General features: G+C 68.2%; 28 protein-coding genes and 1 tRNA gene. 13 read left to right on the plus strand and 16 right to left on the minus strand.

Features of this window, described 5'->3' with window-relative positions; genetic code table 11:
* Nucleotides 1–71: 71 nt before the first annotated feature.
* The 3 genes from DU502_RS16965 to DU502_RS16975 all read right to left on the minus strand — a co-directional run bounded on the left by DU502_RS16965 (nucleotide 72) and on the right by DU502_RS16975 (nucleotide 3,371).
* On the minus strand, nucleotides 72–665 hold the full coding sequence (locus DU502_RS16965) for a response regulator transcription factor (protein WP_121921835.1): 594 nt from the start codon (nucleotides 663–665) through the stop codon (nucleotides 72–74).
* Nucleotides 665–2,110: a DUF7096 domain-containing protein gene (locus DU502_RS16970; protein WP_124897109.1), complete on the minus strand. Its 1,446-nt coding sequence runs from the start codon at nucleotides 2,108–2,110 to the stop codon at nucleotides 665–667. Before DU502_RS16970 ends, DU502_RS16965 begins: the two co-directional genes overlap by 1 nt.
* A 130-nt stretch (nucleotides 2,111–2,240) precedes the next feature.
* On the minus strand, nucleotides 2,241–3,371 hold the full coding sequence (locus tag DU502_RS16975; RefSeq protein WP_121921837.1) for a DUF7345 domain-containing protein: 1,131 nt from the start codon (nucleotides 3,369–3,371) through the stop codon (nucleotides 2,241–2,243).
* A gap of 207 nt (nucleotides 3,372–3,578) precedes the next feature.
* Between DU502_RS16975 and thiD the strand changes: the two genes are divergently transcribed.
* From thiD to DU502_RS17015, 9 genes are all read left to right on the plus strand, one after another.
* Nucleotides 3,579–4,955, plus strand: coding sequence for a bifunctional hydroxymethylpyrimidine kinase/phosphomethylpyrimidine kinase (gene thiD, locus DU502_RS19145; RefSeq protein ID WP_121921838.1), 1,377 nt, complete (start codon nucleotides 3,579–3,581; stop codon nucleotides 4,953–4,955).
* Between the two features lie 42 nt (nucleotides 4,956–4,997).
* Nucleotides 4,998–7,652: a DNA mismatch repair protein MutS gene (gene mutS, locus DU502_RS16985; RefSeq protein ID WP_121921839.1), complete on the plus strand. Its 2,655-nt coding sequence runs from the start codon at nucleotides 4,998–5,000 to the stop codon at nucleotides 7,650–7,652.
* A gap of 45 nt (nucleotides 7,653–7,697) precedes the next feature.
* Nucleotides 7,698–8,288, plus strand: a complete 591-nt coding sequence (locus DU502_RS16990; RefSeq protein WP_121921840.1) for an NAD(P)/FAD-dependent oxidoreductase — start codon at nucleotides 7,698–7,700, stop codon at nucleotides 8,286–8,288.
* A gap of 135 nt (nucleotides 8,289–8,423) precedes the next feature.
* Entirely contained in the window at nucleotides 8,424–8,780 is a 357-nt protein-coding gene (locus DU502_RS16995; protein ID WP_121921841.1) for a 4a-hydroxytetrahydrobiopterin dehydratase, read from the plus strand.
* Between the two features lie 42 nt (nucleotides 8,781–8,822).
* Nucleotides 8,823–9,290: an FKBP-type peptidyl-prolyl cis-trans isomerase gene (locus DU502_RS17000; protein ID WP_121921842.1), complete on the plus strand. Its 468-nt coding sequence runs from the start codon at nucleotides 8,823–8,825 to the stop codon at nucleotides 9,288–9,290.
* A gap of 43 nt (nucleotides 9,291–9,333) precedes the next feature.
* Nucleotides 9,334–11,517 (plus strand): DNA mismatch repair endonuclease MutL, encoded by a 2,184-nt coding sequence (gene mutL / locus DU502_RS17005; protein WP_121921843.1) that lies wholly within the window; start codon nucleotides 9,334–9,336, stop codon nucleotides 11,515–11,517.
* 70 nt (nucleotides 11,518–11,587) lie between these two features.
* Nucleotides 11,588–12,529, plus strand: a complete 942-nt coding sequence (locus DU502_RS17010; protein ID WP_158601203.1) for a sugar kinase — start codon at nucleotides 11,588–11,590, stop codon at nucleotides 12,527–12,529.
* A 242-nt stretch (nucleotides 12,530–12,771) separates the two neighbouring features.
* Complete coding sequence (locus DU502_RS18465; RefSeq protein ID WP_166033696.1) at nucleotides 12,772–12,927, plus strand: hypothetical protein; 156 nt, start codon at nucleotides 12,772–12,774, stop codon at nucleotides 12,925–12,927.
* Nucleotides 12,928–12,977: 50 nt separating this feature from the next.
* Complete coding sequence (locus tag DU502_RS17015) at nucleotides 12,978–13,559, plus strand: Rieske (2Fe-2S) protein (protein WP_121921845.1); 582 nt, start codon at nucleotides 12,978–12,980, stop codon at nucleotides 13,557–13,559.
* Here DU502_RS17015 and DU502_RS17020 read toward each other — a convergent pair whose 3' ends face one another.
* Nucleotides 13,560–14,330 carry an SDR family NAD(P)-dependent oxidoreductase gene (locus tag DU502_RS17020; RefSeq protein ID WP_121921846.1) on the minus strand — a complete coding sequence of 257 codons (771 nt, stop codon included), beginning with the start codon at nucleotides 14,328–14,330 and terminating at the stop codon, nucleotides 13,560–13,562.
* Between the two features lie 115 nt (nucleotides 14,331–14,445).
* Here DU502_RS17020 and DU502_RS17025 point away from each other — a divergent pair, with 115 nt between their 5' ends.
* Both DU502_RS17025 and DU502_RS17030 read left to right on the plus strand, forming a co-directional pair.
* Entirely contained in the window at nucleotides 14,446–15,681 is a 1,236-nt protein-coding gene (locus tag DU502_RS17025) for a carboxylate--amine ligase (protein ID WP_121921847.1), read from the plus strand.
* A 77-nt stretch (nucleotides 15,682–15,758) separates the two neighbouring features.
* Nucleotides 15,759–16,565 (plus strand): DUF7537 family lipoprotein, encoded by an 807-nt coding sequence (locus tag DU502_RS17030; RefSeq protein WP_121921848.1) that lies wholly within the window; start codon nucleotides 15,759–15,761, stop codon nucleotides 16,563–16,565.
* On the opposite strand, the gene DU502_RS18940 is transcribed toward DU502_RS17030, so the two are convergent.
* From DU502_RS18940 to DU502_RS18470, 4 genes are all read right to left on the minus strand, one after another.
* Nucleotides 16,566–16,691 (minus strand): hypothetical protein, encoded by a 126-nt coding sequence (locus tag DU502_RS18940; RefSeq protein ID WP_277872153.1) that lies wholly within the window; start codon nucleotides 16,689–16,691, stop codon nucleotides 16,566–16,568.
* 97 nt (nucleotides 16,692–16,788) lie between these two features.
* Nucleotides 16,789–17,178, minus strand: coding sequence for a VOC family protein (locus tag DU502_RS17035; RefSeq protein WP_121921849.1), 390 nt, complete (start codon nucleotides 17,176–17,178; stop codon nucleotides 16,789–16,791).
* Between the two features lie 912 nt (nucleotides 17,179–18,090).
* Nucleotides 18,091–18,164 (minus strand) — tRNA-Phe (locus tag DU502_RS17040).
* Between the two features lie 55 nt (nucleotides 18,165–18,219).
* Nucleotides 18,220–18,804, minus strand: coding sequence for a hypothetical protein (locus DU502_RS18470; RefSeq protein ID WP_158601188.1), 585 nt, complete (start codon nucleotides 18,802–18,804; stop codon nucleotides 18,220–18,222).
* Between the two features lie 82 nt (nucleotides 18,805–18,886).
* Here DU502_RS18470 and DU502_RS18475 point away from each other — a divergent pair, with 82 nt between their 5' ends.
* On the plus strand, nucleotides 18,887–19,033 hold the full coding sequence (locus DU502_RS18475) for a hypothetical protein (RefSeq protein WP_158601187.1): 147 nt from the start codon (nucleotides 18,887–18,889) through the stop codon (nucleotides 19,031–19,033).
* Here DU502_RS18475 and DU502_RS17055 read toward each other — a convergent pair.
* The 8 genes from DU502_RS17055 to DU502_RS17090 all read right to left on the minus strand — a co-directional run bounded on the left by DU502_RS17055 (nucleotide 19,015) and on the right by DU502_RS17090 (nucleotide 23,019).
* Nucleotides 19,015–19,539, minus strand: coding sequence for a 20S proteasome subunit A/B (locus DU502_RS17055; RefSeq protein WP_121921435.1), 525 nt, complete (start codon nucleotides 19,537–19,539; stop codon nucleotides 19,015–19,017). The genes DU502_RS18475 and DU502_RS17055 overlap by 19 nt on opposite strands.
* A gap of 45 nt (nucleotides 19,540–19,584) precedes the next feature.
* Complete coding sequence (gene ftsY / locus DU502_RS17060; RefSeq protein WP_121921434.1) at nucleotides 19,585–20,673, minus strand: signal recognition particle-docking protein FtsY; 1,089 nt, start codon at nucleotides 20,671–20,673, stop codon at nucleotides 19,585–19,587.
* A 6-nt stretch (nucleotides 20,674–20,679) separates the two neighbouring features.
* Nucleotides 20,680–21,144, minus strand: coding sequence for a prefoldin subunit alpha (pfdA, locus tag DU502_RS17065; protein WP_121921433.1), 465 nt, complete (start codon nucleotides 21,142–21,144; stop codon nucleotides 20,680–20,682).
* Nucleotides 21,144–21,320, minus strand: a complete 177-nt coding sequence (rpl18a, locus tag DU502_RS17070) for a 50S ribosomal protein L18Ae (protein ID WP_121921432.1) — start codon at nucleotides 21,318–21,320, stop codon at nucleotides 21,144–21,146. Before rpl18a ends, pfdA begins: the two co-directional genes overlap by 1 nt.
* 36 nt (nucleotides 21,321–21,356) lie before the next feature.
* The gene (locus tag DU502_RS17075; RefSeq protein WP_121921431.1) at nucleotides 21,357–22,022 is read right to left on the minus strand and encodes a translation initiation factor IF-6; all 666 of its coding nucleotides are present in this window, start codon (nucleotides 22,020–22,022) and stop codon (nucleotides 21,357–21,359) included.
* Between the two features lies 1 nt (nucleotide 22,023).
* A complete protein-coding gene (locus tag DU502_RS17080) occupies nucleotides 22,024–22,302 on the minus strand; it encodes a 50S ribosomal protein L31e (RefSeq protein WP_121921430.1) in 279 nt (92 codons plus the stop codon).
* Nucleotides 22,303–22,455, minus strand: coding sequence for a 50S ribosomal protein L39e (locus DU502_RS17085; protein WP_121921429.1), 153 nt, complete (start codon nucleotides 22,453–22,455; stop codon nucleotides 22,303–22,305). It abuts the gene before it with no gap.
* 78 nt (nucleotides 22,456–22,533) lie between these two features.
* On the minus strand, nucleotides 22,534–23,019 hold the full coding sequence (locus DU502_RS17090; RefSeq protein ID WP_166033697.1) for a peroxiredoxin family protein: 486 nt from the start codon (nucleotides 23,017–23,019) through the stop codon (nucleotides 22,534–22,536).
* Nucleotides 23,020–23,643: 624 nt separating this feature from the next.
* Between DU502_RS17090 and DU502_RS17095 the strand changes: the two genes are divergently transcribed.
* A complete protein-coding gene (locus tag DU502_RS17095; protein WP_124897110.1) occupies nucleotides 23,644–25,416 on the plus strand; it encodes a CocE/NonD family hydrolase in 1,773 nt (590 codons plus the stop codon).
* Nucleotides 25,417–25,486 lie beyond the last annotated feature (70 nt).

Consider the following 25,486-nt stretch of genomic DNA (forward strand, 5'->3'; position numbering starts at 1 on the left):
CCAAGGACTCGGGGGTCGCACACAAAAAGATACAATAATCGGTCCGATGGGGCGACGCCGGTTCGGGCCGTCTACGCCGTCGGATCGAGCGCTATCGACGCGTCCGGCCGCCCGCTGTCAGCGAAGACCCGCCGGAGGAACGGGTCGTCGAGGTGGTAGCCGTCGATGCGCTCGGCCAGTCGCGCGAGTTCCTCCTCGAAGGCGACGTACGCCGGGTCGGTGCGAAGGACGGACGGAGACTCCGACTCCAGCAGCGCCGCACGCTTCGAGAGGCTCGACAAGTACTGTTCGATCGCCTCACAGACGGTCTCTCGACGAAGGAGCGAGTCGACGAGGTCGACGTACTCCTCGCGCGTGACCGGCTTGGTGAGGTAGGCGTCGATGTCGAGGTCGATAATCTCCACGTCGGGGGTCGCCGCCGACACGAACGCGACGCGGAACTCGTGGGCACCAGCCCGGAGTTCTTCGAGCACCTCGTCACCCGACACACGGGGCATATGCCGGTCGAGGAGCACCACGTCGATGTCGGCGTCACAGCGGGCCAGCGCCTCGGCCCCGCAACTCGCCCGGACGACCTCGGCGTCGAGGTCGTCGAGCCACGTCTCGTAGAGATCGAGCAACGCCGATTCGTCGTCGACGATCAGCACGCGAGGCGTGTCGGACATCAGCGCCCCCCTCCCCGGTTGCCGGAGTTGCCGGACGAGCCGTCGGAGCCGCCGTCACTGCCCGAATTACCGCCACCGGAATTACCGGAGTTGCCACCCGAATTGCTGCCACCCGAGTCGTCGCTGTCCGAACTTCCCGCGTCGTCCGAGCCACCGGCGTTATCCGAGTTTCCCGCGTCGTCCGAGCCACCGGCGTTGTCGGAGTTCCCCGCATCACCACCGTTCGAACCACCGGCGTTATCCGAGTTTCCCGCGTCGTCCGAACCACCGGCGTTGTCGGAGTTCCCCGCATCACCACCGTTCGAACCACCGGCGTTATCCGAGTTTCCCGCGTCGTCCGAACCACCGGCGTTATCCGAGTTTCCCGCGTCGTCCGAACCACCGGCGTTGTCGGAGTTCCCCGCATCGCCGCCGTTCGAACCACCGGCGTTATCCGAGTTTCCCGCGTCGTTGCCGTCGGAATTGCCTGCGCTGGCATCGTCAGAGCGGCCGTCGTTTTCCGAGTTTCCGGCTTCGCCCGAGTTGCCCGGATCGTCCTTACCGTTGTCGTTACCGCTGCCCGGTTTCTCCGACGGACCGGCGGTAGTCGAGCGATTGCCGGCCGCATTGCCGTTACCGTTCCCGGCCTGCTCCGGTGGGCCGGTGTCCGCGGCGTTGTCGCGACCGTTTCCGGTCTGTTCCTCGTCTTCCTCGTCTTCCTCGTCCTCGTCGTCACCCTGTGCCGGCTCCGGCAGTTCGGCCGGACCGCGCTCGGGGTCGAGCTCACGGCTTCGGTCGTCGCCGGCGATCTGTCGTGCGATCTCCGCGACTTCCGGACCGCGGAGTTCGTCGGCGTCCTGCCGCAGTCGGTCGAGTTCCTCCCGGTTCACGCCACGGGATTCGAGCGCGGCGTCGGGGAGGTCACGGGTAACCCGCTCGCTCGATTCGAGCTGGGTCTGGACCGCCCCAATCTGGGCGGCCGTGACTGCCATCCGGGCCCGATACTCGCCGGGCGAAATCTCGCCCGACTGGCGGGCCTCGTGGAGTTCGGACTGTCGTTCGCGGAGGGTCTCGAGCCGCTCACGGACCGTGTTGAGTTCCGTCGCGACCACACCCGCTTTCGACGCGTTCGACTCGGCCCGAGCGACCCGCGTCGCCAGCGTCCGTTCCTCGAGTTCGCCGTCGATTTCGGCGCCCTGCACGCCGACGACGCCCGCGAGTTGTTGCCCCGGAGCGATCGAGGCGTTCTCGTCTCCCTCCGACCCGGAGGCGGTGGCTGTGGCGGTCGCGGTGCCGTTCGCCGTCGTCTGCTGTGCCACCCGATCCTGCGCCCCGTCGCCCACTTCCGCTGTCGCCGTCGCCGTCGTCGTCGGCTGCCCCAGAGCCGACACCGGGACTGCCACCACGCTAACGGTGACAGCGACGACGAGCGCGAACACGACGACATCCGGAACGTCTCGGCTCATCACGAATACTCGTACGAGGGAACACCCAATAAACTGGAACGAACCTCAAAAACGCTTAACCCGGATTAAACAGAGCGTAGGATCGGCCTGAACCACCGCAGTCTGGCGATTTGGAGACGTGTTAGAGAGACTATTGTTCGTCGTCCCCGTCGGGGAGCTTCAACACGTTCTCGCGGCCGAGGCGGAAGCCCTCGAGTTCACCCTCGTCGCGCAGGTCGCGGACGATCTGACTCGTACGGGCTTCGGTCCAGTCGAACGCCTCGACGATCTCCTGTTGTTTGACTCGGCCGCCGTGTTCGCGGACGAACTGGAGGACGCGCTCCTCGTTGCTCAGGAGGTCCTCACGAGTCTCGGTGGTCGCGCCAGCATCGTCGGCACCGTCACCGTCCGCGTCCGCCGCTTGGCCGTCGGCCGCCGTCCCTGCGCCGCGGTCGCCGAAGCGGTCGCGATAGCGCCACGCGGCCGCGACGACGACGAAGAGGAAGCCGATACCGAGGAGCGGAAGCGTCGATCCGCCGCCGTCCGGCGTTGGCGAGACGGTCCCGTCACCGCCGCCGCCGCCCGCGGCCGACGTGGTGACCGTCGACGCGGGTCGGAGGACGACACTCGGTTCGCCGGATACGAAACTCGTCTCGGCACCGCGCCAGACGACTGCGTCCTCCCGTCGCTCGTCGGGGGCAGGCGTGACATCCGTCGTCGCGTACGTGGACGGCCACTCGACGACGAGACGGGTGCGGTCGTCGAGGAAGATACCCTCGATAGCGTCGCCGACCCGGATGGTGTCGCCGTCGACGGCGGCGAAGCCGTCCCAGTGGAAGGTGTAGATGACGACGCCGTACTCCGGCGGCGCGCGCGTCTCCGCCCGCACGTCGAAGTCGGAGGCGTTCATCTCCCGACCGGTCGCGTTCTCGGCCGTGCCGACCGTTGACTGCATCCGCGACGCGAAGCGGTCCGAGAAGCTCTCGGGGTTCGCCTCGATATCGCTCTGTAAGGATTCGAACGCGGCCGTCGTGTTCTCGTCGTCGAGACGCGTCCAGTACTGGACGGTCCACGTCGCGGACCCATTCTCGTTGACCGAGACGATCAGGCGAACGGAGTCGGTGTCGACGCCCTGCTGATAGACTGGACCGCTGTCGAACTGGGGAGACTGTGTCGGGTCCGAGGTCGGTGCGACAGCACCGATCACTGGAGCGGCCGCCGCCGACAGGATCAGCGCCGCGACCACGACTGTGACGAGGCGACCGGACGAGCGCTCCGACATCTGGTGACCCAGACTTTCCCCCGGTCGTAGATAGGTCTTGCCGCTTGGACCGACGTGGCAGGTCTTGCCGCTTGGACCCACGAGCAGACCGTCCATCACCGATAAATATCAGCTCGTAATACCCGTACGCATGGCAACGCTCGATACGCAGTCGTCGCCGTGCCGCGAGAAACAGCGGCGCAGTCCGTCGATTCGTGGGAGGGAAGCGTGACCCGCCGTCGCGCACCCGTCTCGCCGCCGGTCGCACTCACGATCGCCGGCAGCGACTCGGGCGGCGGTGCGGGCATCCAGGCTGACCTGAAGACCATGGAGGCCCACGGCGTCTTCGGCACGTCGGTCGTCACCGCCGTCACCGCACAGAACACGCTCGGCGTCGAGGGGTCGTACGCCCTGCCAATCGAGGAGATCGACGCGCAGTACAGCGCCGTGCAGACCGACTTCGACCTCGGCGCGGTGAAGACGGGGATGCTCGCAACCGCACCGGTGATCGATCTGGTCGCCGACCGCCTCACGGACGCCGGGGCGCCGGTCGTCGTCGACCCCGTGATGGTCGCGGCGAGCGGTGACCGTCTCCTCGATCCGGACGCCGAGGCCGCGTACGAGGACCTGATCGCGGAAGCGACGCTCGTCACGCCGAACGTCGACGAGGCGACGGTGCTGACGGGTATCGAACCGACCGACCGCGACACCGCCCGCGAGGCCGGCGAGGCGCTGGTCGGGATGGGCGCCGACGCCGCTCTCGTCAAGGGCGGGCACGTGGGGCGAGACGGCAACACGGTGACCGATACGCTGGTCGTTGACGAGGAGGACGGCCTGGCGACCCGTACGTTCGAACACCCCCGGATCGACACGGACGCCACCCACGGCTCGGGGTGTACGCTGTCGAGCGCCATCGCCGCCCATCTCGCTCACGGAGAGACGCTCCCCTTCGCCGTCGAAGCCGGGACGGCGTTCATGGAGCGAGCGGTCCGCTACAGCCTCGACGTGGGCAACGGACCGGGTGCGGTCCACCACCTCGCGGCGCTTCGCGAGGCCGCCGACCGCCACCGGACGATGACCGACGTGGCCGAGGTGGTCGAGGCGTTCGTCGACCGCGACGTGTCCCGCCTCGTCCCCGAGGTGGGGATGAACGTCGTCGGCGCGACGGCGTACGCGGAGCGGGTCGGGGAGACCGCCGCCGTCGAGGGGCGGATCACGCGCACGCTCTCGGGCGTCTCGCCCAACCGCGGGGTTCGACTCGGCGCCTCCTCGCACGTCGCGCGCTTCCTCCTCGCCGCCCGGGAGTTCGACCCCGACCTCCGCTTCGCCGTCAACTGCCGGTTCGACGACGAGACGGCGGCGGCGACGGCCGAACTCGACGGCCCCACTACGGAGTACGACCGCGACGCCGAACCCGACGACGCGAGCGGGACGATGGGCTGGGGCGCCCGGCAGGCGTTCGGCGCCGTCGACGCCGACGACCCGACGCCAGTCGCCGTCCTCGACCGCGGCGCCGTGGGCAAGGAGGCGATCATCAAGGTGGTCGCCGAGACGCCAGAGGAGTTGGGCGAGCGGGTGTTCGCGCTGCTGGATGCGGTCGAGTAGGAGACCCACAGCGTTTTACCCGCCCACGGCGGCAGAGTGGATATGACCGCCGACGGAATCGTGGGGGAGTTCCTCGCCCTGAAGTCGGAGACGGACGCCGACCTGCTGGCGATGCAGTGTGGCGACTTCTACGAGTTCTTCGCGGAGGACGCCGAGTTCGTGGGCGACGAACTCGACCTGAAGGTGTCGGAGAAATCCTCGCACGGGTCGACGTACCCGATGGCCGGGGTGCCGGTCGACGACCTGACTCCCTACCTGAAGGCGCTGGTCGAACGCGGCTACCGCGTCGCCGTCGCGGACCAGTACGAGACCGAGGACGGCCACGCCCGCGAGATTACGCGCGTCGTCACGCCCGGCACCCTCCTCGAGACGACGGACCCGGCGGCGCAGTTCCTCGCGAGCATCGTCGTCGTCGACGGCCGCTACGGCCTCGCGCTCGCGGACGTGACGACCGGCGAGTTCCTCGTGACGACGACAGACGCGGCGGCGGACGTACTGGCCGAACTCCACCGCTTCGACCCCGTAGAGGTGTTGCCGGGGCCGACCGTCGACGCGACGGGTGATCTCTTGACCCGCGTCCGCGACCGAACCGACGCCTCGATAACGGACTACGACGAGGCGGCGTTCGCGCCCGGCCGAGCCGAACGCACTCTACGCGAACAGTTCGGCGATACGGCGCTAGAGAGCGTCGGCCTCGACGACCGCGCCGGCGTCGCCGCCGCGGGCGCCGCCCTCGCGTACGTCAAGGAGACGGGCGTCGGCGTCCTCGACGCCATGACGCGCCTGCAGGCGTACGATCCGGGCGACCACCTCGACCTCGACGCCACGACCCAGCGCAACCTCGAACTCACCGAGACGATGCACGGTGACCGCGAGGGGTCGCTGCTCGGGACGGTCGATCACACCGTCACGAGCGCCGGGCGCCGTCGCCTCCGGGAGTGGCTGACCCGCCCGCGACGTGACCGGACGGTCATCGACCGTCGCCTCGACAGCGTCGACGCGCTGGCGTCGGCAGCGCTGGCCCGCGACCGGGTGCGCGAGGTACTGGACGACGCCTACGACCTCGAACGCCTCGCGGCGCGAGCGTCGAGCGGAAGCGCGGACGCGACCGATCTCCTCTCCGTCCGAGACACGCTCGCCGTCCTCCCGGCGCTCGCGGACGCGGTGGCGGATTCCCGGCTCGCGGACTCGCCGCTCTCAGACATCGTCGACCGACCAGACCGCGAGACGGCGGCGGCCCTGCTCGCCGAACTCGATTCGGCGCTATCCGAGGACCCGCCGAAGACGGTGACCGAGGGTGGCCTCTTCCGCCGCGGCTACGACGCCGACCTCGACGACCTGCTCGACCGGTACGAAGACGCCCGCGAGTGGCTCGACGGCCTCGCGGAACGCGAGAAGGCACGGACGGGCATCACCCACCTGCAGGTCGACCGCAACAAGACCGACGGCTACTACATTCAGGTGGGGAAGTCGGAAACCGACGACGTGCCCGAGGAGTACCGCGAGATCAAGACGCTGAAGAACTCGCGGCGGTACACGACCGACGAACTGGAGGAGCGGGAGCGGGAGATTCTCCGGCTAGAGGAGGCCCGCGGCGACCTGGAGTACGACCTCTTTCGCGACCTGCGCGACCGGGTGGCCGCCCACGCCGAGTGCCTGCAGGCGGTGGGACGGACGCTGGCGACGGTCGACGCCCTCGCCTCGCTGGCGACGCACGCGGCGAGTCACGACTGGTGTCGACCCGAAGTGGTCGACCCCGGACCGCTGGTCGTCGAGGCGGGTCGACACCCGGTCGTCGAGACGACGACGGACTTCGTGCCCAACGACGTGGACCTCCGCGACGACCGGGGCTTCCTGCTCGTCACCGGCCCCAACATGAGTGGGAAGTCGACGTACATGCGACAGGCGGCGCTGATCGTTCTGCTGGCGCAGGCGGGGAGTTTCGTCCCCGCGCGTGCCGCGACGGTGGGCGTCGTCGACGGCATCTACACGCGCGTGGGCGCCCTCGACGAACTCGCGGGCGGGCGGTCGACGTTCATGGTCGAGATGCAGGAGTTGAGCAACATCCTCCACTCGGCCACCGAGGAGTCGCTGGTCGTCTTGGACGAGGTGGGTCGCGGGACGGCGACGTACGACGGCATCTCCATCGCGTGGGCGACGACGGAGTACATCCACAACGAAATCGGCTGCAAGTGCCTCTTTGCCACTCACTACCACGAACTGACCGCGCTCGCGGACCACCTGCCGCGCGTGGCGAACGTCCACGTCGCTGTCGCGGGCGACGACGGGGGCGACGAGGATATCACGTTCCTCCGCACCATCGAGGAGGGGCCGACCGATCGGAGTTACGGCGTCCACGTCGCGGATCTGGCGGGCGTCCCGAAACCCGTCGTCGACCGCTCGCGGGACGTACTCGACCGCCTGCGCGAGGAGCGGGCCATCGAGGCACGGGGAGCGGAGACGAGCGACGGGGGCGAGAACGGCACGACACAGGCCGTCTTCGACCTGAGTGCGGGCGGGTTCCGGGAGGAGGCGGACGAGGCGACCGCCGAATCCGACGGCGGCGGCCTCGATCCGGCGACCGAGGCGGTCCTTTCGGAACTGGAGGACACGTCGCTCGCGGAAACGTCGCCGGTCGATCTCATGGCGCGGGTTCGGGAGTGGCAGGAGCGCCTGCCCGAGAAAGGGGAAAAATAGTCGGGTGGGCAACAGGCATATTCCACGTCGTGTCGATGAGGAAATATGGCATCAGTAGCTGTAGTCGGCGGCGGTCCCGCCGGACTGAGCGCCGCGCTGTTCACGGCCAAGAACGGTCTCGACACGACGGTGTTCGACACCGACGAGACGTGGATGCACAAGGCGCACTTGTTCAACTACCCCGGTATCGGCTCCATCGGCGGGAGCGAGTTCGTAGGCGTGGCCCGCCAGCAGGTCGACGACTTCGGCGTCGACCGGAAGCAGGGTGAGGAAGTGACGGGCGTCGCCAGCGACGGTGACGGCTTCACCATCACGACCGACGACCGCGAGTACGAGGCGGACTACGTGGTGCTCGCGACGGGTGCGGACCGGAGCCTCGCGACGGATCTCGGCTGTGCGACGGACGACGACGGCGTCGTCGAGGCGGGCGTCGAGATGGAGACGAGCGTCGACGACGCCTACGCCACGGGCGCGATGGTGCGCGCCGAAGAGTGGCAGGCCGTCATCTCGGCCGGCGACGGCGCCGCCGCCGCGCTCAACATCCTGAGCAAGGAGAAAGGCGAACATTACCACGACTTCGACGTGCCGGCGGACGCGGCCGAGACGTTCGGCGCGATGGCCGACGACGAGGCGTAGAACGCGGTCGCGAACGTCTCGGGCGCAGGTCCAGAGGTCGGCGCGATGGCCGACGACGAGGCGTAGAACGCGGTCGCGAACGGCGGAGCGCACCGCAGCCCAACGTACAAACCCGCCGCGACCCTATTCGTTCCCATGTCTGCACTCGCCGACGAACCCTGCGAAGCCTGCACCAGCGACGACGACCCGCTCACAGCGGCGGAGTACGAACCGTATCTCGACGGCATCCGCGCGGACGTGTGGGAGGTCGTCGACGACCACCACCACCTCGAAGGCCACTACGAGTTCGACGACTTCCGTGACGCGTTGGAGTTCACCTACGAAATCGGCGAACTCGCGGAGGAGGAGTGGCACCACCCCGACATCGCGCTCGCGTGGGGCGAAGTCGACGTGAAGATGTGGACCCACAAGATCGACGGCCTCCACAAGACGGACTTCGTGATGGCGGCGCGGATGGACCGCATCCACGAAGATTACGCACCGGACGAGTAGCCGTACCCCAGCCCTTATCCCTCCGACTGCCGTCTCCGAGGTATGGCTATCACTGCTGGCGATACGGTCACCATCGAGTACACCGGTCGTCTCGACGACGGCAGCGTCTTCGACACGACGAAAGAATCGGTCGCGGAGGAGGCGGGCCTCCTCGAAGAACAGCCCGACCGCGAGTTCGGTCCCCTCACCGTCGAGGTCGGTGCGGGCAACCTCATCGAGGGGATGGAGGACGGACTCCTTGGTCTCGAAGCGGGCGACACGGAGACGCTCACGATCCCCCCGGAGGAGGCATACGGTGAGGCTGGGGACGGCCAGAGCCGGGAGTTCGACCGCGAGCAGTTCGAGGGCATGGTCGGGCAGGAGCCGGTCGAAGGGATGGAAGTGCGGACGCAGGGCGGCGCGTCGGGGTCCGTCGTCGACGCCGACGCGGACACCGTCACCGTCGACTTCACGCACCCACTGGCGGGCGAGACGCTGACGTTCGAGATCGAAGTGGTCGACGTCGAATAGGGGACCGTGGCGTTGATGGTGTCTCCGGCCGTCGGTGGCTGTCGTGAGTGAGACGCCGACCATCCACGCGCTAGACGACGCGACGGTGCGCCGTATCGCCGCCGGCGAGGTGGTCGAGCGCCCCGCGAGCGTCGTGAAGGAACTGATCGAGAACAGCCTCGACGCCGACGCCTCGCGGGTGACCGTCGTCGTCGAGGGTGGCGGTACGGAAAGCGTGCGCGTCCGCGACGATGGCGTCGGCATGACCGCCGCCGACCTCGAACGCGCGGTAGAAGAGCACACGACGAGCAAGATCAGTTCGGGCGACGATCTCGAAGCCGTGGGCACCCTCGGCTTCCGGGGCGAGGCGCTCCACACCATCGGCGCGGTGTCGCGGCTGACGATCCGGTCGCGGCCCCGTTCGGGCGGTCGCGGCCACGAACTCGCCATCGAGGGCGGGGACGTGGGCGAGGTGCAACCCTCCGGCTGTCCGCCGGGCACCGTCGTCGAAGTCGAGGATCTGTTCTACAACACGCCGGCGCGGAAGAAGTTCCTCAAGACGGAGACGACGGAGTTCGACCACGTCAACCGCGTGGTGACGCAGTACGCCCTCGCCAACCCGGACGTGGCGACGACGCTGGAACACGACGGGCGCGAAGTCTTCTCGACGGAGGGGAACGGCGACCTCGAATCGACGATTCTCGCCGTCTACGGCCGGGAGGTAGCGTCGTCGATGGTCGGCGTGGGGGAGGGATCGACGATCCCTCCGGAAGGCGGCGAAGCCGCCGGTGCCGATCCGGACGCCGCACCCGTCGCGTCGGTGTCGGGGCTGGTGAGCCACCCGGAGACGACGCGGGCGGGCCGGGAGTACCTCTCGACGTTCGTCAACGGGCGGTACGTGACGGCGAGCGTCCTCCGCGAGGCGGTCCTCGACGCCTACGGCGGCCAACTCGCGTCGGATCGGTACCCCTTCGCCGTCCTGTTCGTCGAGGTGCCGCCGGACGCGGTAGACGTGAACGTGCACCCCCGGAAGATGGAAGTCCGGTTCGACGAGGAGTCGGCAGTGGCCGACGCCGTGCGGACGGCGATCCGGGAGGCGTTGCTGGACGAGGGACTCGTTCGCTCGTCGGCCCCCCGGGGGCGATCCGCGCCCGCGGAGACGCAGATCACGCCCGAGTCGCCGGAGCGGGAGATTGCGGGTGGCGAGGCGGTCGACGTGGACGAAACGACGACGGCCACGCTCGACGAGTCACCGACGGTCGATACGGGGGCCGAAGTCGGGATGGACCGGGCAGACCGAGCGTCCGGGACGGAACGAGATGACGGGGCCGGGGAAGCGACGCGGACGACGACGCTCGACGAGGTGACGAGTGACTCGTCGGGAGCGGCGGACGCGCCGACGGAGTCGTCGACGGCGGACACGACCAGACCCGAGTCGTCGGGTGCGGCGAGTGACGCGTCGGACGCGGGCGAGCGGAATCGCCAGCGCGCACGCGACGACGAGACGGCCGACGCGGGCACGACGCCCGACACCGCGGCGACCGACGACACCGGGGACTGGCACCACGGCGGCGTCGTGGGGCCGACGGACCAGCGAACGCTCGACGGCGAGACGGCGGCGCCGGACCGCGCGTTCGACCGCCTGCCTCCGCTGCACGTACTGGGCCAGTTCGACGACACGTACGTCGTCGCGGAGACGCCGGACGGCCTCGTCCTGATCGATCAGCACGCGGCGGACGAGCGGATCAACTACGAACGGTTGCGCGCGGAGATGAGCGGCGAGACGCCGACGCAGGCGCTGGCGGAGCCGGTCGACCTCGAACTCACCGCGCGCGAGGCGGAACTGTTCGACACCTACCGTGACGCGCTGGCGGCACTGGGCTTTCACGCCGACCGGGTCGACGACCGGACGGTCGAGGTGCGGACGGTGCCGACCGTCTTCGATTCGGCGCTCGATCCGTCGCTCCTTCGCGACGCGCTGACGGGGTTCGCGGGCGGAACGGAGGGCGAGACGGTCGACGCGGTGGCCGACGCCCTGCTCGCGGATTTGGCGTGTTATCCCTCGATCACGGGCAACACGTCGCTGACGGAGGGGTCGGTGGTCGACTTGCTCGACGCGCTCGACGACTGTGAGAACCCCTTCGCCTGCCCGCACGGTCGGCCGGTCGTCGTCGCGTTCGACCGCGAGGAGATCGAGGATCGATTCGAGCGCGACTATCCGGGTCACGGCGGGCGGCGGGCGGAGTAACGCGAATCTCACGGAGGGGGGGGGTACAGACGGCCGCACACTTTTTGCGCCGGTCGGTCGAACGGAGGTCGTGACCGATCTGGTAACGGTCGGCGAAGCCACACTCCGGTTCTCGCCGCCACAGGGCGAACGCATCGCAACCGCCCGGGAGTTCGCGGCCCACGTGGGCGGGCCGGAGAGTAACGTCGCGGCCGCGGCGGCGACGCTGGATCTGGACGCCGTCTGGCTGTCGAAACTCCCCGATACGGCACTGGGGCGGCGGATCGTGGGCGACCTGCGGCGCTACGGCGTCCGCACCGGCGTCGTGTGGACCGACGACGGGCGCACGTCGACGGCGTTCGTCGAACGCGGCGAGACGGCCGGCGCGACGACGGTGCTGGACCGCGACGATGCCGCGATGGCGACGACGGCGCCCGAGGACGTGCCGATGGGCGTGGTCCGCGACGCCGAGACGCTCTTCGTCAGTGGCGCGACGCCCGCACACTCCGAAACGCTGCTGGAGACGACGGCGACGCTGCTGGAGGTGGCTGGCGAGGCGGGGACGACACGCGCGTTCGACACGCGGTTCGAGAAGACGGGACTCGACGCCGGGAAGGCACTGGAAGTGTACGATCACCTCCTCGACGACGCCGACGTGTTGATCGTCGACGAGGCGGACGCGGAGGCGGTGTTCGGCCTCGACGGCGACGTGGTGCCCACGGGCCACAGCATCCGGACGCGCTACGACTGCGAGACGGTGGTCGTCACCCGCGAGAACCCGGATCACGCGGTCGTCGGGCTGGAGGGTGAATCCATCTACGAGGTGCCGCCGTTCGAGGTGGAGACGCGCGACCCTGCCGGTGCCCACGACGCGTTCGTCGGCGGCTTCCTGGCCGGGCGACACCGTGACGAGGACATGAAAGGGGCGTTGCTCGACGGCGCGGCGACGGAGGCGCTCAAACGGACGATTATCGGGGACGCCGTCACCGGCTCGCGGCAGGACATCGCGACCATTCGTGACCGTCGCGAGTGAGGGAAGGGGAAAAGTGGCAGCAGCCGACCCGGGCCCGGTCGGGGAGCCGGGCCGGAGTCGGTTGGAACGCCGGTAGGGTCGGGAAGACGTCGCGGGGACCGACGCCACCGGCACGCGGGGAATCGTCCGGAGGGCGTCGGCAATCCACACTACACCGGGTAGGCGAATAAATCCATCAGTGACTCAGACACGAATTTTAGCTACGGCGACACACCTTTGATTCCGGAGCGATGAGCGCGGATATGTCCGATCACGACGTGAGCGTCGAGATAGAGGTCGACGTGGAAGTCGACAGCAACGAACTCGAATTCGACGCCGACGACAAACGCGACGTGGAGGCCGAACTGGAGGCCGAAGGGCTCACCATCGAGGTCGAAGCCGAGATCGAACGACACTGATCGGCCCCGAAACCGACAGCTTATTTTTAGGCCAGCCTAATTCGTTGGGTATGGACGAGTCGGTGCGGGTAACACTCGAGGATGGGGACGAGAGTGACGTGGTCCGCATCCGGGGGACTGCGGACGAAGTGACGGTCGGTGACGCCACGTTTCGGTTCGATATCGGCGGCCCGGACGCCGAACAGGGTGAACCCGACGGCGGGATAGTCGTCGACGGAGCGGCAGACGCGGATGCGGAGGTGGAGCCGGAGCCGAAGGCGGACGAGAACGACAGACGCTACGTCGCGCCCGCCGACGCCGTCCCGGACCGTGGCACGCTTCGCTTCGAGGCGACCGCCGGCCGCCGCCGAGTCGACGGGATCCTCCAGCGACTGGACGACGAGGGCATCGTTGCGTGGGAGAACTCCTGCCCGCACAAGCCCGAGGTCCAGCTCGACCGGGGACTGGGCGCGCTGATCGACGGCGACCAACTCGTCTGTCACGAGCACGGCGCGCGCTTCAACTGCGACGACGGCTACTGCACGCGCGGCCCCTGTCGCGGCCGTTCGCTCTCACCGATCGACGTGACCGTCCGCGACGGCGACGTGTTCCTGACGGACGACCGGTTCGAGGCGGGACAGCGGCTGGACTAATTACGCCCGCGGCACCAGCGTCGGCGTCGGATACGTCCCACCGTTGACGTGGAGGACCTGTCCGGTGACGAACGACGCGCGGTCGGACGCGAGGTAACAGCAGGCGTCGGCCACCTCGTCGACCCGGCCGAGGCGGCCGAGCGGCGTCGATTCGACCACCTCGCGCTCGATCCGTTCCCACTCGTCGGTCGCCTCGCGTCCCACGTCGATGAGCCCCGGCGAGAGGCCGTTCACCCGCACCCCATCCGGGCCGAACTCCGTGGCGAGTTGGCGAGTCATCCCCTCGATACCGAGTTTCGAGCCGTAGGAGTGGACGTGCCCAAAGTTGCCGAGATACACCATCGCCCCGATCAGGTTGACGACGGCGCCGCCGCCCGCGTTCAGCATGTCCGGGAGGACGTGCTGGGTCGTGAGGAAGAGGCCCCGGAAGTTAACGTCGAGGACGCGGTCGAGTTCGGCCTGACTCACGTCGAGGAAGGGCGTACTCGGCCGGTAGGTGGCGTTGTTCACCAGTACGTCTATCGGGCCGAGTTCCGACCGCACCGTCTCGACCATCGCCTCGACGTCGTCCGGATCGGCTAGGTCTCCGAGAGCGACGGCGGCCGTTCCGCCGGCGGCCTCGACACGGGCGGCCGTCTCCGCACACCCCTCGCGGTCGGTGTGGGCACAGACACCCACGTCCGCTCCTCGTTCAGCCAGTTCCGTCGCGATGGCCCGCCCGATGTTTCGACTCGATCCCGTCACCAGCGCCGTCCGGTCGGAGAACTCCATGCAGAGGGCACGCCCAACGGTACCAAATAACGAACGGACGCGCAGACTGTCGGCTCGACGACGGCCCGGCGGCGGGATCGCCCCGATTTAAGCCGTCCCGCCCCGCGCCGACGGTATGGCCGCTTTCGTGAGCCACGACGACCTGCTCGATCAGTTGGCGGGGGCGACGTTCGACCGCCCGCCAGCGCTCGTCGCCAACGCCCATATCACGGGACTGGGTGTCGCCCGCGCCCTCGCCGACCACGGCGTCCCCGTCGTCGCCGTCGACCGAACCGGCGAGGGTGTGGCTCCACCGTCCGATGCAGTCGACTTCGCGGGGGCGGTCACCTACCCGCTCGACGACCCCGACGGCTTCCGGGCGGACGTCGAAGCCGTCGTGGAGGCTGCGGGCACCGACCTCGTCGCCTTCGGCTGTATGGACGAGTGGGTGCACGCGTTCGTCGACACCGAACCCGACGGTGTCCGCCTCCCGTTCGCCGGACGGGACGTGATCGACGCCGTCCTCGACAAATCGTCGCTGTACCGGGTCGCCGAGGACCTGGGCGTCCCCTATCCGGAGACGCGGTGGCTCGACGAGACGAGCGTCGAAGCCGCAATCGAGGCGCTGGGGCTCCCGCTGATCGTGAAGCCCGCACGCAAACGCGAGTTCGAGGAGGCCGTCGGGACGAACGTCGTCCGAGTCGAGACGGAAGCCGACTTCCGGGACATCGTCGCGACGGCTGCCGAGGCGGGAATCGAGGTGCTCGCCCAGGAGGAGGTGCCGGTCGCCCGCGGCGCGGACGCATCGCTCGCGTCGTACGTGCCGCCGAGTGGCGTCGCGGACACGCTCGGTGTCGTCGGGACGGCACGGATGCGCAACCCGCGTGGGTTCGGGACGGCCTGCGTGGTCGAGCGCAGCCACGAGCCAGCCATCGAGGAACGCGCCCGGGCGGTGCTGGCGGCGACCGACTACCACGGCCTCAGCGAAGCCGAGTTCGTCTACGACCGGGACCGGGAGACGTACGTCCTTCTGGACGTGAACACTCGCCCCTGGAAGTGGATAGACCTCCCCGTCACCGCCGGGGCGAATCTTCCGATGGCAGCCTACGCCGCGGTGACGGACGCGAGCTACGAGTCGAGCGGCGTCCACGACGCCACCTGGGTCTCCCTCGCGGACTATCTCGAACTGCTCGCCACGGACGACGGCCCGGCCGACGTTCTCGCGCCAGGCGACTGGCGGTCGTTTCTCGCGAGGGACTTCGAGACGCGTCCCGACCTGACAGCCGCCGTCTACCGACCGAGCGACCCGGGACCGGCCGAGCGGCTCCTCCGAACCGCGTTCGGCAGGCGCGAGTACTACTGTTCCTGCTGACGCCGTGAGGCGGTCGTCGCAATCGACCGGGGGCCGGCTGCGTGCTACTTTATGCTGTCAGCGGACGTACTACTATCATGCAGTCGAGTCGTGCAATTACACTGTTACTGGTCGTGGTGATGCTGACAGCCGGCTGTCTCGGTGGCGGCGGTGGCGCAGTCAGTGACGCGATGGCCGACGCCGAGGCGGGTGCCGCGGGCGGTGACGGGGCCGGACCCGGCGCCGACGGTCCCGACCTGACCAACCCCGAAACCGTCCTGCGGGACGCCGGGAGCTTCACCGTCTCGTGGCGGTACACCGGCGTCGACGAGAGCGGCGTCCGGACTGAGGTGCATCACGACTACTACGCCGACCTAGACGCGGAGCGCTCGCTGAGCGTCACGTCGTCGAGTCGCGACGGCCAGTCCGACGGCGGGTCGAGCGAGCAGTTCGTCGCCGACGGCACTACCTACATCCGAACCGGATCGGCGGACGCGGCGACGTACGGCTCGTACCCCGGCACGGCCGACGTGGTCGGCACCGCCATCGGCCTGTCGCAAGCCCGCGCCTACGGCACCAACGACGACATGGCCAACCGCGGCACCGAGACGTTCGACGGCGTGACCGTCACGCGCTACGAACTCACCGAGGCGAGTTCGCAGTTGATTCAGGCCGGTTCCGCGGCGACGAGCGGCTCCGCCGGCGTCGCGGAGATCACCGACTTCCACTACGTCGTCCTCGTCGACGAGAACGGCGTCTCCCGATACGAGTCGTGGTCGTTCACCGGGCGAACGCAGGAGGGCCAACAGGTGAGCGGCGAGTGGGAGTACGCGCTCACGGGCGTCGGTTCGACGACGGTCGACGATCCCGAGTGGCTGGCCGCAGCGCGCGCCGCGACGGCCTGATTACGAGCCGACGAATCTGGCGGTGAGGCCGGCGAGAATGACGAGGGCGCCGAGGATGAAGGTCCCCGGAATTGGAAGCAGGAACAGCAAGCCGCCAGCGGCGGTGACGAGTGTGGAGGTTCTCATATCGACCTGTCGGGGCCCGAGACGGGAAGATCTGATGGCCCTCGGCGTGCCGCCGAACGGGTGGCGACACACCGGCAGACAGTCACAGCAACTCCCGTCACCGGGACTCGACGAACTCGAACGGGATGCCGACGTGCCCTGCGGGCGCGACGAACGCCCGGCGGTACGGCCCTAACCCCTCCTCCGGCGGTTCACCGAGAAACGTGAGTCCTCGCCGCTCGGCGTCGACCATCGTTGCCGCGAGGTCGTCGACTTCGAAGGCGACGTGAGCGGCGGCGTAGCGACCGACCGTATCGAGCAACGCGTCGGCGGACGACCCGCGCTCCTCGCGGACGATCAGGTGGAACTCGGCCGAGTCGGTCTCGAAGAAGGCGACCCTGACGGGACCGTCGGTCATCTCGCGGAGATCGAGACCCAACTCGCGGTAGAAGGCGACAGCGTCCTCGAAGTCAGCGTCGACGAGTTGGCCGACGTGGTGGATGTCCATGGCGGAGTGTGACGAGCGAGAGTGATAGGTGGTAGGGACGGATCGAACACGGCGCGCCGAGTGGTGACTGACTGGCTCGAATCGGTAAAGCTGTACCGAGCGAGGCGCGGTTTCACCGGACGCGACCGCAGGGAGCGTCCGGGTGTTTTTCCCCAAGTTTTTGCAAGGAGCGGTTCCCGCAGCGAGCGAAGCGAGCGAGGAAACCCGACGCAGCAAAAAGTGGGAGTATGCCGCCTCCCCGATTTGAACCGCGTCAGACGGTCCGGGGTGCTCGCTTCGCTGCGCTCCCGGGCTGCGACTGACTGGCTCAAATCGAGTCGGGAGCAGTTTCACTGCTCACGAACTCGGTCGCTTCGCTCCCTCGTCGATTCGCAGGAAAATGCCGCCTCCCCGATTTGAACTTCCGAAAGACTCGCTAGCGCTCGTCTTTCGACTTCCCGCTCACTACGTTCACGGGAAGGGGGACAGCTCGATCTTCAGTCGAGATGTGTCGAACCCGTGTACCGCGCCGAGCGAAGCGAGGCGCGGTTTCACTGCTGGCGAACGCAGTGAGTCAGCAGGGGTTTTTCCCCAAGTTTTTGCAAGGAGTGGTTCCCGCAGCGAACGGAGTGAGCGAGGAAACCCGACGCAGCAAAAAGTGGGAGTATGCCGCCTCCCCGATTTGAACTTCCGAAAGACTCGCTAGCGCTCGTCTTTCGACTTCCCGCTCACTACGTTCACGGGAAGGGGGACAGCTCGATCTTCAGTCGAGATGTGTCGAACCCGTGTACCGCGCCGAGCGAAGCGAGGCGCGGTTTCACTGCTGGCGAACGCAGTGAGTCAGCAGGGGTTTTTCCCCAAGTTTTTGCAAGGAGTGGTTCCCGCAGCGAACGGAGTGAGCGAGGAAACCCGACGCAGCAAAAAGTGGGAGTATGCCGCCTCCCCGATTTGAACGGGGGACAGCTCGATCTTCAGTCGAGTGCTCTCCCAGTCTGAGCTAAGGCGGCGCAGTTCCGACGAGGTGGATCGGAGCCAAAAGGATTTCGAAACGCGGCAGGGCGGTCAGGCCACGGTGCGTCGCTCGGTGAACGTCTGCGTCCCGCCGGCGGTCCGAACCGTCGTCTCGATCCGGATGACGCCGTCGTTGGCCTTGATGCGCGCGGCATCGACGTAGCCCACCTCGATGGTGCGCGTCCGCGTGACCGTCTCGCCGGCAGGGAGACGCCCCACGTCGGAGCGCCCCTCCCAGACGAGGCTGCCGTCGGTGGTCACCTCGGTGGCGACGCGCACGTCGCGCGCGGCCGCTTCGCCTTCGTTCGACAGCGCGACCGTGACCTCGCGACAGCGACTGCCACAGGAGTCGATGGATCGAACCTGCATCGTGATCTCGGGGGTGCTGTCGGCCGTCGCGTTCGCTTCGGCCGACGCCGCCGTCGAGGCAGGGGCCGGCGTCGCCGTTGGCGTTCCCTCGGCGCCGGCTTCGGCCGGACCACCCGACGGCCCCATTCCGAGGGCGACGGCCGCGAGGAGCATCACGACGACGCCACCGAACAGTGCGATCTCCCGACGGCCGACCGACGAGAACCGGCCGTCCCCGTCGTCCGCAGGGTCGGCCCCCGACGGCCCCGATTCGTCATCCCCCGACATACGCCAGCGTTGGCCGTCAGCGCGCATAGCTCTGATGGCCACCGAACGAGAGGCTTTTGCCCATTCCACGACAACACACCGCATGACCGAGGCGTTCGTCTGTCCGATCTGCGAGCACGCGTGCAAAACGCGAAACCACCTGCGCGAACACCTCCACGACCGACACCACAAGAGCGACATCATCGACCGGTATCTGGCGGAGTTGGAGGGTCAGGCCGGGAGTCCGTAGCTGTCGATGTCGTCGCCGGTACCGGCGTCACGTTCGGCGGCCGCGTGGAGGGCGCCGCGGGCGAGGGTCTCGGCGTCGTCGAGCGTCGCGTCGGGGTCGTGGCTCGCTTCGAGCGCCCCCAGCGCGACCGGGGCACCGCTCCCGAACGCCGCCAGATCGTCGTCGGTACTGCTGCCGTCGGCCGTGATAGACCGTAGCTGTGGGGTCCCGCCGTCGTCGTAACCGGCGACGAGGACGGACACGTCGAACTCGGTGGCGAGGTCGCTCGCCATCCGAGTCAGCGGGTCGACGTGAACCTCGCCCCGTTCCGTTCGATACGTGCGAAGGTCGCTCTCTAGGCGGTCGGCGAAGCCGTCCACGTCGCTCCCGACGACGGCCGCGCCGACGCCCTCGAAGTCGAATACGTGCTGGCGCGAGCGACTGCGGACGTGCCCCTGACTCACGGCCACGCGGTCACCCGCGAGGACGACACCACCCGCACACGTCACGCCGAGGACGGTGCTCATGGGTGTACGTTGGGCGGGACGCGGGGTAGGCGTGTCGACCGCAGCCTACCCGACGAGGTCGTCGACCAGTTCCTCGGGATCGAACCGGTCGAGGTCGTCGTAGCCCTGTCCGGTGCCGAGAAAGAGGACGGGCTTGCCGGTCACGTAGGCGACGGAGATTGCGGCGCCGCCCTGTGAATCGGCGTCGGCCTTGGTCAACACCGCGCCGTCGATTTCGGCGGCGTCGTTGAACTGTTTGGCGCGCTCGACGGCGTCCTGCCCCGCCACCGCCTCGTCGACGAAGAGGGTGAGGTCGGGGGCGACCACGCGGTCGATCTTCTCCAACTGGGCCATCAGGTCGCTGGAGGTGTGCAGGCGGCCGGCGGTGTCGCCGAGGACGACGTCGACGTCGTTGGCCTCGGCGTACTCGACGCCGTCGTAGATGACGGCCGCGGGATCGCCGCCCTGCTCGTGGGCGATCAGGCGCTTGCCGAGCGCGTCGGCGTGTTCGCGAATCTGCTCGTTCGCGCCGGCGCGGTAGGTGTCGCCGTTGGCGAGGACGGACGAGTACCCCCGCTCCTCCAGATACTTCGCCATCTTCGCGATGGTCGTCGTCTTGCCGACGCCGTTGACGCCGGTGAAGACGATGGTCACGGGCTTGTCCGCCTCGGCGATGCGCTCCTCGAAGTCGAACTGGCCGACGCTGATCACGTCGAGGAGCGCGTCGCGGAGGGCATCCTCCACGAGGTCGCCGGTGCTCGCCATCTGGGATTTGGTCTCGCCGATCAGATTGGAGCGAATCTGATCGAGGATGGCTTCGGCGACACCCATCTCCACGTCGCTCTCGAGAAGCGCCATCTCGAGGTTCCAGAGCGGATCCTCCAGATCCTCCTCTTCGAGGACGACCTTGCCGGTGGCGAAGGCCTTGGCTCGCTGGAGGCGGCCGGGGCCGTCCGACTCGTCGTCGCTCTCGTCGGCCGTCTCGTCGGCGGCTGCTGCCGCCGGTTCGACGGTATCAGTGTCGGCCTCGGCGTCGGCCTCGGATTCGGCGTCGACTTCGGCCTCCGCCTCAGAGTCTGCCTCCGTGTCGGCGTCGGCACTCTCCTCGACGTCGCTCCGGAAGCGATCCAGCTTCTCTTTCAGTCCGTCGAACATCGCCCGCTACTCGTCGTCGTTCTGCTGCTGTTGCTGCTGCATCTGCTGCATCTGCTGTTGCTGCATCTGCTGTTGCATCTGCTGGGCCTGCTGTTCGATCTCCTCGCTCTCGGCTTCGAGTTCGGAGATTTCGTCCTCCACGTCGCCGATCCGGTCGTCGAGCACACCCTTCTTGCGTTCGAGGGCGTCGACGGCGTCACCCTGTTCCTGCTCGGCCGCGTAACCGCCGCCGAGGTCGACGATCACTTCGTCGATGTCCTGCACTTCGGCGCGGATGTACGCGCCGCCGCCGAGGGGAACCTGCACGGTGGAGCCAGTTTCGAGCGTCTCGACGGCCTCGATGGCGTCGTCGATTTCGGACTGCCGGTCGCGGAGGTCCTGAACCTCGGCCTCGAGTTCTTCGATTTCCTCGTCGATAGCCTGCAGTTCCTGGGAGAGCTGCTGGAGTTGCTGCTGACCGCCACCGCCCATCATGCTGCGCTCACCCCGCTGATCTCTACCTGCATGCGTTTGAGACCGTGTTCGCTCCCGAGCTGCGAGAGCGTGTGCTCGCGCGCGACATTCTCGTTGGGAGCCTCGACAGTCTTCTCGAACTCGCGGTGTCCGGTTCTATCCTGAAAGCGCCCGCTGACGACGAACTCACTCATGTACCGAAGGGTCGTGAGGAAGCGGGAAGTATCTTCCTACTCGATGTAACCGAGCGTCTCCTCGATGCGGCCCAGTTCCGGCCCGGTGGTGTCGGTGCCGACGACGTAGCCCGAATCGTTGGCGACGAGACCGGAGCCGACCAGCGGCGCGCCGTAGTTGACGGTGCCGATGTCGGCGCGTACGTCGAGGACCTCTTCGATCGCCTCCAGTTCCGGCTCGCGGGATTTGGGGTGACAGAGGACGCCCTCGTTGGTCGCGACGGCGGCGGTGCCGACGGTCCGCACGTCGGCGAGGTCGCCCCGTTCGACGGGTACGTCGAGCGCCGACTTCACCGTCTGGACCGCCTCGCGGCTGAGGTCCGGGTGAACGTACGCGCCGTAGTCGTTCGCGAGGACGACGTTGCCGGCGGCGTTGATGCGGCCGGGGAGTTCCGTCACGGGGAGCCCCGTCGCCTCCTCGAGAGCGTCGATCTCACGGTTGGTCGCCCGACCCGAGACGAGCAGGCCGCTCTCGTTCCCGACGGCGAGGGCACCGACGGTGCCGGAGCCGCCGACCATCGTCGTCACTGGCTCGACGTCGAGTTCCGCCGCCATGTCGGCGACGGTGTCTTCGTCGGCGTCGGACCGCACGAGCAGACAGTCGTTGGTCGCTCGGGCGAACACCCCGACGTAGGACGATCCAGCGAAGGAGGCGCGTAACACGTTAGTCGGCGGTCTCGGCTTCGACGGTCGGTTCTCCGTCCTCGACGAAGCGGGCCGCGCGAACTCGGAGTTTGCTCGGCGGGTTGTTCCGCCCCTGTTCCCACACCGCCTCGTTGACGCTGGGGTCCAGGCGAACCTCGCTCTCCTCGACTTTGAAATGCTTCGCGAGGTGCTCGCGGACGAGCGACATCGCCTTGTCGGCGCGCTCGTTCGACGGTGCCGCCCGTGCGTCGCGGAGCGGGACGGTGACGACGCGCTCCTCGAAGTCGTTCGCGCTCATTTATTCGTCCGTGTCGTTCCGACGCCAGTTGCGCCGCTTGGGGTTACGCGTTACCTGTCGGTCCGTCTTGAGCATGACCCACGCGGGAACGCGGCTGTTCTGTCGCTCCAGCTTCGCGAGGCGCTTCTTCTTCGCCTTCGATTTCTTGCCCATAGTGGGCACCACTACCCAGCGGCCGCATAAAATCTTGTTCTTTCGAGCGCCACCGCGAGAGCGACGCGCGAGTGCCCGTCAGGCGCCGCCGAACGGGTCCGCGAAGTCGTTGCGGATGTAGTACCGGACGTAGTTGCCGTAGGTACGGTCGCCGGGGTGGTCGGCCACCTGTTCGTAGCGGACGGTCCCGTCGGTGTCGACGACGTACGTCGCGGCGATACCCGTGAGGCCGTGACTCGTCTCCTCGGTGCCGCTGTACTGCTCGGCCACCTCGCCGGTGGGATCGGCGAGCAACTGCACGTCGAGGTCGTAGCGATCACGCATCTCCGTCACCGCCCCCAGCGGGTCGGTGACGACCGGCAGGATATCCACGTCGTCGTGGAACCACAGATCGTACGAGACTTCGCTGAACGTCTGGAGCTGTTCGGCACAGAAACTGCACCAGTGACCGCGGTTGATCAGCACCACCGTCGGCCCGTCAGCCAGCGTCTCGGAGAGCGTCACTGGTTCGCCGGCGGTGCTGTCGAGCGTGAAATCGGGTGCATCGTCGTGTTCGAGGGTCACGTCAGCCGTTGGATGGGCTCCCTCTTGACCTCCCGGCGGCTGGACCCGGCGAGAACACAATCGAGAGGCGTTCGCTATCGCGACATACGGTTTATCGATCGTGCACGGGCCAATCGCCGTCTCCATGGCGAGACAGTACCACAACGCCGAAATCGCGTGGCGTGAGGCCGAGTCCGCGCAGATTCGCTCCCGATACGCGGCGAGACGGCTGTCGACACCGCGAGACAGGCACCGACGGCGACTCGGTCCGTCTCGACCGACGCCGAATCGGGTCGCCGACAGCCGGTCGCAGTCGGGCGCGGCCGGCGTACGCGTGTAGTTCAGAGAAGCCAACACCGGAGCACCTCGAGAGCCCCGGTCCCCAGACTCTCCGGGTGCTGGTTGGCTCACGAAAGCGAAGCCCTCCGAAAGCGAGCGCGCGCAGAGGCACGTGCGCGTGTCCGCGGTGACGCCGTCGCTGCTACCTCCAGCGAAAGCTTTCGAGAGTCACAACCCCCCTGATCTGAACACTCCCCCGCGTGTCGCCCTACCGTTGATTAGCCGCCGCTTCCACATCCGACCGTCGCGGGATGCGATCACCCACTATAAATCGCATATCGCTATACAAAACGAGGATCACTACAGATGTCACCGGACGAACCGACGGCCGCGTATCGGACCGACGACTACACCCACGAAGCGCCCGACGGCACCGACCTCGCGGTTCGGATCTTCCGGCCAGCCGAGGCAGACGCACCATTCCCGACCCTGCTCCAGCGGACCCCGTACGGTCATCCGGCGACGCCCGACGGCCACGGAGTAGCCGTCCGCGCCCTCGACGCCGGCTACGCCGTCGCGTACGAGGACACGCGCGGGCGCGGTGACAGCGAGGGCGCGTTCGAGCCGTGGATGCACGAGGCGGCGGACGGGGCCGCGACCGTCGAGTGGCTAGCCGACCAGCCGTGGTCGACAGGGCAGGTCGGCATGTACGGCGGGTCGTCTCCGGGGCAGGTCCAGGTGCTCGCTGCCTGCGAACGCCCCGACGGACTGGCGGCCATCGCCCCGATGTTCGCCCCGAGTGACCTCCACCGTGCCGATTTCTTCCAGGACGGCGCGATGAATGCGCAGGCGACGCTCACGTGGTCGTTCGACGCCATCGCGGCGGACACGGTCGACCGCCTGCATGCGTCGGGGCGGCTCGACGACGCGACGGCCGACGCGGCCCGGGAGGCCATCGATGAGGCGACAGCTGACCTGCTGGAGACGGCCACGACGCGACCGCTGATCGATCTCCCGGCTCGCGTCTTCACCGACGTGTCCCTTCCGCCGGACGTGGCACCCACGGACCTCGTCCCCCACTGGGAGTCGTGGCTCTCGCACCCGACCTACGACGATTTCTGGCGATCGTTCGATCCCGAACCCGACTACGACCGGATCGACGTACCCGGCCTCCACGTCACTGGCTGGTACGAACTCTGCCAGCAGGGGACGCTCACCAACTACCGCGGCCTGCGTGACCGGTCGTCGGCACCCCAGCACCTGATCGTCGGCCCGTGGACCCACGGGAACACGTCGAGCGAGGTGGGCGAACTGGCCTTCGGTAGCGAGGCGAGCGCCGACGCGTACGGGCTCTGGGAGACGCATCTGGCCTTCTTCGACACCTACGTCCGCGACCGGCCGCGGCCGCCGTTCGACGAGGGGCGCCTCGTCGAGACGTTCCGAACCGAACGCAACGGGGGCGCGTGGGAACGCCACACCGACTGGCCACCGGTCGACGCCGAGCGCGAGCGGTGGTTTCTGCGGAGTTCGGGCACAGCGGCGACCGAGGGCGGCCGACTCGCCCGCGAGCGCCCGACGAAGTTCGAACCGGCGGATCGGTGGACGCACGACCCGACCGATCCCGTCCCGACCCGTGGCGGCCCGCTCTGCTGTGGCGACGTGGACGCTGGCCCGTACGACCGGCGAGCGGTCGACCGCCGCGACGACGTGTGTACATACACGACGTCGCCGCTCGCGGAGAGGGTGACGCTCGCGGGGCCGGTGCGCACGGACCTCGTCCTCGCTACCGACGCCCCGGACACCGACGTGGTGGCGACGCTCGGCCACGTGAGCAGCGAGGGCGTCTACCCGCTGGCGAGCGGGATTCGACGAGCGCGCTACCGCCGCGGACGGGACCGAGAGATGCCGTCGACGGACGGCCCGATGCGCCTCGCGGTGAATATGTGGGACACGCATTATCGCGTGCCCGCAGGTGATCGCCTCCGACTATCGGTGGCGAGCAGCGATGCCCCACGATTCGACCCACATCCCGGGACGGCACGGCCGTGGGAAGCGGCCGCAGACGAGGTGCGCACGGCCGAACAGGCGCTCCACCACGCGTTCGACCGCGAGAGTACGCTGATCGTGACGCGTCGGTAGGACGACGGCCGTGTCGGCTGTCACCGGATCGGTGGAAGTTCTATATCGCGAAATAGTGTTTACGGCGTCG

It is taken from the genome of Haloplanus aerogenes (genome assembly GCF_003856835.1).
In the GTDB taxonomy this organism is placed as follows: domain Archaea; phylum Halobacteriota; class Halobacteria; order Halobacteriales; family Haloferacaceae; genus Haloplanus; species Haloplanus aerogenes.

Excerpts from the sequence above, each read along its gene's own strand:
- DU502_RS17015 (WP_121921845.1), top strand. The coding sequence starts at position 12,978 with ATGGACGAGTCGGTGCGGGTAACACTCGAGGATGGGGACGAGAGTGAC.
- DU502_RS18465 (WP_166033696.1), top strand. The coding sequence starts at position 12,772 with ATGTCCGATCACGACGTGAGCGTCGAGATAGAGGTCGACGTGGAAGTC.
- pfdA (WP_121921433.1), bottom strand. The coding sequence starts at position 21,144 with ATGGGCGGTGGCGGTCAGCAGCAACTCCAGCAGCTCTCCCAGGAACTG.
- DU502_RS18940 (WP_277872153.1), bottom strand. The coding sequence starts at position 16,691 with ATGAGAACCTCCACACTCGTCACCGCCGCTGGCGGCTTGCTGTTCCTG.
- DU502_RS16990 (WP_121921840.1), top strand. The coding sequence starts at position 7,698 with ATGGCATCAGTAGCTGTAGTCGGCGGCGGTCCCGCCGGACTGAGCGCC.
- DU502_RS18475 (WP_158601187.1), top strand. The coding sequence starts at position 18,887 with ATGACCGAGGCGTTCGTCTGTCCGATCTGCGAGCACGCGTGCAAAACG.
- rpl18a (WP_121921432.1), bottom strand. The coding sequence starts at position 21,320 with ATGAGTGAGTTCGTCGTCAGCGGGCGCTTTCAGGATAGAACCGGACAC.
- DU502_RS18470 (WP_158601188.1), bottom strand. The coding sequence starts at position 18,804 with ATGTCGGGGGATGACGAATCGGGGCCGTCGGGGGCCGACCCTGCGGAC.
- DU502_RS17020 (WP_121921846.1), bottom strand. The coding sequence starts at position 14,330 with ATGGAGTTCTCCGACCGGACGGCGCTGGTGACGGGATCGAGTCGAAAC.
- DU502_RS17000 (WP_121921842.1), top strand. The coding sequence starts at position 8,823 with ATGGCTATCACTGCTGGCGATACGGTCACCATCGAGTACACCGGTCGT.
- ftsY (WP_121921434.1), bottom strand. The coding sequence starts at position 20,673 with ATGTTCGACGGACTGAAAGAGAAGCTGGATCGCTTCCGGAGCGACGTC.
- DU502_RS16995 (WP_121921841.1), top strand. The coding sequence starts at position 8,424 with ATGTCTGCACTCGCCGACGAACCCTGCGAAGCCTGCACCAGCGACGAC.
- DU502_RS17055 (WP_121921435.1), bottom strand. The coding sequence starts at position 19,539 with ATGAGCACCGTCCTCGGCGTGACGTGTGCGGGTGGTGTCGTCCTCGCG.
- DU502_RS17095 (WP_124897110.1), top strand. The coding sequence starts at position 23,644 with ATGTCACCGGACGAACCGACGGCCGCGTATCGGACCGACGACTACACC.
- mutS (WP_121921839.1), top strand. The coding sequence starts at position 4,998 with ATGACCGCCGACGGAATCGTGGGGGAGTTCCTCGCCCTGAAGTCGGAG.
- DU502_RS16975 (WP_121921837.1), bottom strand. The coding sequence starts at position 3,371 with ATGTCGGAGCGCTCGTCCGGTCGCCTCGTCACAGTCGTGGTCGCGGCG.
- DU502_RS16970 (WP_124897109.1), bottom strand. The coding sequence starts at position 2,110 with ATGAGCCGAGACGTTCCGGATGTCGTCGTGTTCGCGCTCGTCGTCGCT.
- DU502_RS17080 (WP_121921430.1), bottom strand. The coding sequence starts at position 22,302 with ATGAGCGCGAACGACTTCGAGGAGCGCGTCGTCACCGTCCCGCTCCGC.
- DU502_RS17030 (WP_121921848.1), top strand. The coding sequence starts at position 15,759 with ATGCAGTCGAGTCGTGCAATTACACTGTTACTGGTCGTGGTGATGCTG.
- DU502_RS17035 (WP_121921849.1), bottom strand. The coding sequence starts at position 17,178 with ATGGACATCCACCACGTCGGCCAACTCGTCGACGCTGACTTCGAGGAC.
- DU502_RS17085 (WP_121921429.1), bottom strand. The coding sequence starts at position 22,455 with ATGGGCAAGAAATCGAAGGCGAAGAAGAAGCGCCTCGCGAAGCTGGAG.
- DU502_RS17025 (WP_121921847.1), top strand. The coding sequence starts at position 14,446 with ATGGCCGCTTTCGTGAGCCACGACGACCTGCTCGATCAGTTGGCGGGG.
- DU502_RS16965 (WP_121921835.1), bottom strand. The coding sequence starts at position 665 with ATGTCCGACACGCCTCGCGTGCTGATCGTCGACGACGAATCGGCGTTG.